This window comes from Tetragenococcus solitarius NBRC 100494 (assembly GCF_001544195.1).
In the GTDB taxonomy this organism is placed as follows: domain Bacteria; phylum Bacillota; class Bacilli; order Lactobacillales; family Enterococcaceae; genus Tetragenococcus; species Tetragenococcus solitarius.
This window is the reverse complement of sequence record NZ_BCPY01000032.1, coordinates 21,258-29,152: the sequence shown is the minus strand read 5'-3', so window position 1 is coordinate 29,152 and position 7,895 is coordinate 21,258. Positions and strand designations below refer to the sequence as shown.

Genomic DNA, 7,895 nt, shown 5'->3' with positions numbered 1-7,895 from the left:
CCCAATGATGGATATAAAACAACTGGCTAGTCAATGGAAAGCAGTTGTCGTTGCTTTAACAGGAGCTTTCGGAGCTTCTATCTTAACCATGATTATCGGGACAATTTTGTATGATTGGTCCACAGTTGCGGCGACAATCCCTCCTTTAATTGGCGGTGTGGTTTCCACTGCTTTGATGACAGAAGGGTTGAAGGCGGAAGGTTTAACCATGTATCTTGCTTTACCTGTGGCGATGTATATCTTACAAAGTTTTGTTGGTTACCCACTTGTTTCGTTTATGCTAAAAAAAGAGGGTACCCGTTTGCTAAAAGAATACCAACCAAGGTCACAAAATAGGTTAAATGAAAAAACACAGGAAGAAACAAAACAACCAAAAAAGTTTATAAAAGTTTCCAGTCAATACAAGACAAGTGCTTTTGTTTTAGCTAAAGTCGCATTTGTTGGATTATTAGCGATGGGACTATCGCAATTAACCAATGAAGCGATCGATTCAAGTATTTGTGCTTTAATTTTGGGCGTTGTTGGGCATCAAATCGGATTTCTGGAAAAAAATGTGTTAAACCAAGCCAACGTCTTTAATTGGTTGATGTATGGCTTAATGGCTTATATCTTTTCCCAGCTAAATACCGTAACGCCTCAGATTCTTCAAGGAATTATTATTCAAATTTTAATTTTACTCCTATTGGGCGTATTAGGAATGTTTATCGCTTCATCCATTTTAGCCAAGTCGATGAAAATGAGTACAGCAATGGCTTTTGCTACTTCTTTAACTGCCTTGTGTGGTTTTCCATCGGATTATATCTTAACTTCAGAAGTGATCCAACATTTGACAAACGATAAACAACAACGCGATTATTTAACAGATCACATGATGCCTAAGATGTTGGTAGGAGGCTTTGCTACAGTATCTGTGGCTTCGATTATCATTGCCTCTATCTTTCTTAAATTGCTCTAAAAAAATGCGGCACAAAGATACAAACATTTTTAAAACAGTTGACGTTCTCCCAAAGATTGGTTTAATCGAATCTTTGGGATTTTTTTATGGCCACCATGACGTTATAATTATGCAAAATAATAAAAGACTGAGTTGTTAGTCTTAGTAAAGGAAAACAAAAAATTATTGAAAAAAAGGGTTAAGAAACGTATCATGGAACTGATAAAAAAAGAATGGAGTAAATAATTATGCAAGAAGAGGTAGAATTAGAAGAGAAAAAAAGATTTCAGATGCCGCATACTTACGTGATCATTTTTGGCATCGTTATTGTAGCATGGCTGTTGACCTTTATTGTTCCTGCAGGGAAGTTCAGTACTGAAGAGGTGGAATATGAGACTGGAGATGGCGGTACTGAAACTCAGGAAGTTTTACAGCAAGATTCATTTCGCTATATGCATCCACTAGAACAGGATGTTTTACATGCAAAGTTAGAAGAGCTCTCACAGGATGAAAAGACATTGAGCGACTTGCAGGTAGATAAAAATGATTTAACTCAAGTTCTAGATGAAAATCAAAAGCTTTCCTTAGAACAATTAGCAAATATTGGTTTGTCTGAAGATAATCTTTACGAACTTTATGGCAATAGTATTTATGATACTTCAGAGAATTTAAATAAGACCGCTCAAGTGTGGGGGACAGAAGACCACTATGGGTTTGGTGTATTTAATTATTTGTTTGAAGGATTGGTCACAGGAGATCGATTTAGTTCTGCCATTGGAATTGTCGCTATGCTTTTAGTGGTTGGCGGCGCGTTTGGTATTATTATGAAAACTGGCGCCATTGATGCTGGCATCTATGCCTTTTTACGCAATGCAAAAGGAATGCAAGATTTAGCGGTTCCATTAATTTTTATTGCATTTTCATTTATGGGTGCGACATTTGGTGCTTCTGAAGAAGTGATTGCTTTTGCGATAATCATTGTGCCGTTTACCATTGCCTTAGGATATGATTCGATTACGGCGGTTACTATCACCATTGCGGCGGCCGAAATAGGAAACGCCGCCTCCTGGATGAGTCCATTTAGTATTGCGATTGCTCAAGGAATTGCCGGACTGCCAGCTTTATCAGGAGCCGGCTTTCGGATTGTCATGTGGATTGTGATAACATTGCTTTCATGCGGCTATACGGTTCGTTATGCGCGCAAAATTAAGGCAGATCCCACACGCTCAGTTACTTATAAAACGGATGGTTATTTCCGTGAGAATTTAGCCAATAGCAGCGATGAGGGTCATGCATTTACTTTAGGACATAAACTTATTTTATTGGAATTATTGGTTGGGTTAATTTGGATTGTTTATGGAGTGATGGCCCAAGGATTTACTATTCCAGAAATGGCTTCACAATTTTTTGTGATCGGATTAGGTGCAGGTATCATTGCAATGGCTCTGCGGGTGAACAATATGAAAATTAATGATGTAGCTTCTGCCTTTCAAGAGGGCGTTGCTGATTTAGCACCTACTGCAGCTGTTGTAGGGATGGCCCAAGGTATTCTTTTAGTCCTAGGTGGTTCAGACGCGGGCTCTTTTTCTGCATTGAATACGATTTTGCACAGTGTAGGAGAGCTTTTATCAGGGGTACCTTCAATGATTGCCGCTTGGTTGATGTATATTTTCCAAAGTTTATTTAATTTAGTGGTCACTTCAAACTCGGGACAAGCGGCCTTGACTATGCCAATTATGGCCCCGCTAGCGGATTTGGCTGGGGTTTCTCGCCAGGTTGCAGTCCTATGTTTCCAATTAGGCGCAGGCTTTGTGGATGCCTTTACGCCGGTCTCTGCTAGTTTGATCGGTGTCTTAGGAATTGCTCGGATGGACTGGAGTCAGTGGGCAAAATTCCAAGTCAAGATGCAGGCCTTCTTGTTTGTTATAGGCAGCGCCTTTGTGATTGGTGCAGTATTGATTGGGTATCACTAAGCGAGGAGAGGATAGAAATGAAGTTACTTAGACAAATTGCAATCTATGCCCCAGAGTATCAAGGTGTAAAAGATATATTATTGGCTAATGATAAAATTATTGCGATTGAAGATCATATTGATGCTTTTATCACTGGGATAGATATGGAAGAAATAGATGGCAATGGAAAAGTTGCCGTGCCAGGTTTTATTGACAGCCATTTTCATTTACTAGGCGGTGGGGGTGAAAATGGTTTCCATAATCGAACACCAGAAGTACAACTCAGTCAGTTGACGACAGCCGGTGTGACCACAGTGGTGGGTGTCCTTGGTACAGACGGCGTAGGTCGTGACGATATGGCTTTATTGAGCAAAGCACGGGGCTTGGAAACTGAAGGTATTACAACTTATATGTATGTAGGTAACTATCGTTTGCCAGTGGAGACAATTACGGACTCGGTGATTAAAGACACCATGGCTATCGATAAAGTGATCGGTATTGGTGAAATTGCAATCGCAGACCATAGAAATGGCGCGCCTACTTTTACAGAATTTGCTCACGCGGCAGCTGATGCGCGTGTAGGTGGTTTATTAGCAGGTAAAGCAGGTGTAACTAATATTCATGTAGGACCGGGAAAAAATCGGTTGTCTTTTATTAGACAAGCTTTAGAAGAAACAGATATTCCAGTATCTAATTTTTATCCAACGCATTGTGAAAGAAGCGAAGCATTATTAGACGAAGCGATTAATTTTGCCAAAGCTGGCGGCGTATTTGATATCACAGGAAGTGAAAATCCAGACCAAACCTATGAACTAGATGGCTCCATTCCATTTCGTCAATGTTTAAAACGAGTGATTGATGAAGGCCTAGACCCTGATTGCATCACGATGACATCAGATGGTCAAGGAAGCTTGCCAATTTTTGACGAAAATAACCATTTTGTACAAATGGGCGTAGGAAGTTCAAAATCACTTTTGACAGGCGTGAAAGAAAGCGTAGAAAAAGAAAATATTCCGTTAGAGACTGCTTTGCGTGCAATTACCAGCGCACCGGCTAAATTATTGAAGTTTTCTAACAAAGGACATTTAAAAGTAGGGTTTGACGCAGATATTGTCTTACTTGATGAAGATAACCTAACTATCGATACGGTCATTGCTAAAGGAGAAACGATGGTTGAAAAAGGTACAGCAGTCAAGTGGGGAACATTTGAAAAAAGAGAAGCATAAATGAGCCGAGATATATGAACAAAAAGAAGCTACTCTTTTGTAATTAGACGACGATAGACATAATTACAAAGGTGGTTTCTTTTTTTATCAAAATAGACTTAGTACAAACAAGGTTTTTTTTCTACCAATGTACTCTAGATTTCATGTTTTCTGGTGTTTCCTTGTCATTAGATACTTGTTAGAAAAACAAATCCATTGTAGTTCTAAGTCTCCTGTGCTATAGTCTTTGTGGTGGATAAAAGATCCATTAATAAATCAGAGTAGAAAACAAAGCGTCAAGTGCCGAAAGGATGGGATGTTGCCTTTTGGACGAAGGATGTAGTCCGCGGTTTTGTTTTCGCATTCGCTGCATTTTTAATGTAGCAGCTCTAGCGACATTTTCGTGTCGCAAAAAGGAGATGCTAGTTATGAAACAAAAGATCAATGCGCATATGATTACCACGTTAGCCTTGTTGATCGCACTTATTGTTGTATTGTCACGTATTTTGGGTTTTGAGACACAATTTATCAAAATTTCTTTTGAATTTGTCCCAAAAATTATTATGGGGGCACTATTTGGCCCAGTTTGGACTGGGATTGGTGCTGTAATTGCAGATACAATCGGTATGATGTTTTTTGCCAGATCGGCTTTCTTCCCCGGATTTACGCTGAATGCTTTCATCGGGGGCTTAATTTATGGCTATTTCTTTTATAGAAAAGAAGTCACTTGGAAAAATGCCATTCTTTGTTCTTTGTCAATTACCATCATCGTCAGCTTGATTTTAACTCCCATTTGGTTATCTATTATGTATAACCAGCCCCTTACAAGCGGAGTCATTTGGGCACCGCGTCTTGTAAAAGCTTTGGTCATGTTTCCGATTCAATCGATTTTAAATTATGTGGTAGGCCGCGCTTTACCATTGAAACGTCTGAAAAGCTATTTATAAACCATTTATTAAAATAACTTAATAAAAATAAACATCCAAAAAAAAAGCAACCTTATAATTTTTTATGAGGTTGCTTTTTTTAGTAACGACTTTCAGTTGCTTTGTTAGGTTTGTTATCTAAATGAAAAACCTAAAAGAGTAAATTTTTAAGAGTGTGGTACATAAGTTCCTTTTGATCTTTTCGGAATTAGCTCTCTTCTTATATAAGACTTTTTTACATGGATACCTGTGTGAAGACGGTAAAGACTGACAAAAAGTGTACTTGCAGCAAGTGTTAAATAAATTCCTTTTTTCTTCATAATGTTTTTCCTCCTATTGTTTAGCGATAATATTAGGATAGCGAATCAACCTTAACTGTAGCTTAAAAAATATTTGATTCAAATTTGTACGATGACATTAAAATATAAAAGCAATTGTTTTTAAAATTGTACTTCCAACCAGCCATCTTCTAACAGTTGATGTGAATTTTTATCGACTGGAATCCATAAATTAGCTCGTAATATCCGGTTCATGATCTCCCAAAAAATGGTATCTTTTTGGTCAGTAGGTGCAATGTTTAAATGAAGATAGTGTCCATCTTTTGTCTTACCAACAATAAAAGGGTAAAATACTTTAGTAATTTGTATGGGAATAATTTTTGATGAAAGAATCATAGTAAACACGTCCTTTATTTATTTGTTGAGGCTATCTTAAAAAGGCCAGCTTAAATGAAACTGAAACGAAGAAAAAAACCGAAAAATTTTCTATTGCCTTATGATTTTCTTAAAATATTGGTGAACAATAAAATGGATGAAAAAAAGCTTCTTATTAAGGTAAGTTTAAGGCAAACATGATAAAATTGTGCGGAGGTGAAAGCGATGAATAACTTTTTAATCGTTGAAGATGACAAAGTATTGTCTAATAATATTAAAGAAATTATTTCCCCTTTTGGAAAGACAAGCCAAATTTATGAAGGTAGTGAGGGCCTATACGAAGCAGAATCAGGGATTTACGATTTAATTGTTTTAGATCTAATGTTACCAGAATTAGATGGTTATCAGCTTTTAGCACAATTACGCAGCAAAGGAATACAAACGCCTGTGCTAATCTTAACGGCCAAAGATAGTTTGGAAGATAAGATTGAAGGATTCCAAAAAGGAGCCGATGATTATTTGACAAAACCTTTTTATCGTGAAGAATTACAGATGCGTATAAAGGCTTTACTTAAACGGTCCCTTGGCTTATTTGATGAAAATACCTTGAAATACAAAACCATTACATGTGATTTATCCAAAAATGAAGTTTATTTCCAGGAGGAACGTCTACCGATTCAAGGCAAAGAATTTGAGTTATTTATTTATTTTTTACAAAATCAAGAGATTATCATTACCAAAGAACAAATTTTTGATCGGATTTGGGGCTTTGACTCAGAAACGACGATTACTGTAGTTGAAGTGTATGTCAGCCACTTACGCAAACATTTACGCAAAACAGGGATAGATAAAGAAATCCATACTTTACGTAATGTAGGCTACATTATGAAAGGAGACTAGCGATGAATAAAAAGTTTACCAGACGACAGCGATGGTCTTTTTTTCTGATGAATGTTGCTAGTTTTGCAATTATTTTTCTTCTTTTAGGAATCATTATTTTTCAATTGGTCAACCGTTCTGCTTATCAAGAAACAGACAGTACGTTAAAAGATACGAAAGAACATACGGAACTAATTGATCAAGAGGTCAAACGTTATAAAGAAGACCCTACAAAATTTCCAGTAGAACAAGAAAACGAGACGGAACAACCTTCAACACCTCCTGATGCTAATCGCTTTAATACCCAGATTATTCTGTGGTCAAGTGAGGGGAAAATTTTGAATGAAGCCGCTTTTGGCGGACGAATTTCTCAACTAAGTAAGCTGCGTTTGCAAACGGATCAGTTAAATGACGTGCAGACCATAACAATTGACGATAGTAATGAAGAAGAGCTTACTTTTCATTCGATTACGCAAAAATACCAAGATACTGACGGCGAGATTGCTTATGTACAGGTTGTTGCCAATGTCAATCAAATTGAACGGTCTTTAGCGACAGTGCAAAAAATTGTTGTCGGTTGTATGGTCTTTTTTTGGCTGATTTCGATTGCTGTAAGTTTCTTTCTTGCCAATCGGTCAATGCAACCTGTGCTACGTTCCTGGAAGCGACAGCAAGAATTTGTTGCGGATGCTTCGCATGAGTTGCGTACTCCATTAACCATCATCCAAAATAGCCTGGAGAGTTTGTTTCAAAGACCCAATCATACGATTCTTGATGAATCAGAGACAGTGGCTCAGGCCTTAAATGAAACCAGACGAATGACAACTTTGACGACTGACTTGTTGACCATTGCTCGCAGCGATTCGAACCAATTGCTTATCAAAAAAGAAAAGACGGCGGCGAACGCTTTTCTTGAAGAGCTGGTTAAACCGTTTCAAGAAATGGCAGCCTTAGAAGAAAAAGATTTTCAGTTACAAACGCATGGAGAAAAAGAGGTCTTTTTTGATCGGCAAAAAATTCATCAGGTTTTTGTAATTTTGCTGGATAATGCGTTGAAATATACCAAAGAAGAAGATAAAATCATCGTGACTAGCGAGTTTACGCACAAACATTGGATATTGCATTTTAAAAACACGAGTGCGCCGATTTCAAAGGAAGGAAAGAAACATATTTTTGAACGTTTTTATCGAGAAGACGAGGCACGTTCTAAACAAGAAGGCGGTTATGGTCTAGGATTATCTATTGCATTAGAGATTATTACCGCGCACGAAGGTGAGCTGACAGTGCAAGATTATACTTCTTCAGGAGTAGACTTTTTAGTGAAATTACCGGCGTAAAAAAGTAAG

Annotated in this window: 8 protein-coding genes and 1 riboswitch; of the genes, 6 read left to right on the top strand and 2 right to left on the bottom strand. The window is 37.6% G+C overall.

The genetic code is table 11. The features are described 5' to 3' along the window. The 4 genes from TS1_RS12610 to TS1_RS09200 form a co-directional block, all read left to right on the top strand. Positions 1-955, top strand: a 955-nt coding sequence (locus tag TS1_RS12610) for a hypothetical protein (protein ID WP_068710043.1), incomplete at its 5' end; no start/stop codon positions are given. A gap of 227 nt (positions 956-1,182) precedes the next feature. Next, positions 1,183-2,907, top strand: coding sequence for a putative basic amino acid antiporter YfcC (yfcC, locus tag TS1_RS09210; protein ID WP_068710041.1), 1,725 nt, complete (start codon positions 1,183-1,185; stop codon positions 2,905-2,907). Between the two features lie 17 nt (positions 2,908-2,924). Further along, the gene (gene iadA, locus TS1_RS09205) at positions 2,925-4,112 is read left to right on the top strand and encodes a beta-aspartyl-peptidase (protein ID WP_068710039.1); all 1,188 of its coding nucleotides are present in this window, start codon (positions 2,925-2,927) and stop codon (positions 4,110-4,112) included. A 254-nt stretch (positions 4,113-4,366) separates the two neighbouring features. Continuing rightward, positions 4,367-4,463, top strand: a riboswitch (THF riboswitch). Positions 4,464-4,510: 47 nt separating this feature from the next. Next, the gene (locus TS1_RS09200; protein ID WP_174519338.1) at positions 4,511-5,038 is read left to right on the top strand and encodes a folate family ECF transporter S component; all 528 of its coding nucleotides are present in this window, start codon (positions 4,511-4,513) and stop codon (positions 5,036-5,038) included. A 146-nt stretch (positions 5,039-5,184) separates the two neighbouring features. On the opposite strand, the gene TS1_RS12550 is transcribed toward TS1_RS09200, so the two are convergent. Next, positions 5,185-5,337, bottom strand: coding sequence for a hypothetical protein (locus TS1_RS12550; RefSeq protein ID WP_157061658.1), 153 nt, complete (start codon positions 5,335-5,337; stop codon positions 5,185-5,187). A 120-nt stretch (positions 5,338-5,457) separates the two neighbouring features. Then, complete coding sequence (locus tag TS1_RS09195; RefSeq protein WP_068710031.1) at positions 5,458-5,691, bottom strand: hypothetical protein; 234 nt, start codon at positions 5,689-5,691, stop codon at positions 5,458-5,460. Positions 5,692-5,895: 204 nt separating this feature from the next. On the opposite strand from TS1_RS09195, the gene TS1_RS09190 reads away from it, so the two are divergent. Next, complete coding sequence (locus TS1_RS09190; protein ID WP_068710029.1) at positions 5,896-6,570, top strand: response regulator transcription factor; 675 nt, start codon at positions 5,896-5,898, stop codon at positions 6,568-6,570. A 2-nt stretch (positions 6,571-6,572) separates the two neighbouring features. Further along, the gene (locus TS1_RS09185) at positions 6,573-7,886 is read left to right on the top strand and encodes a sensor histidine kinase (protein ID WP_068710027.1); all 1,314 of its coding nucleotides are present in this window, start codon (positions 6,573-6,575) and stop codon (positions 7,884-7,886) included. Positions 7,887-7,895: the final 9 nt, after the last annotated feature.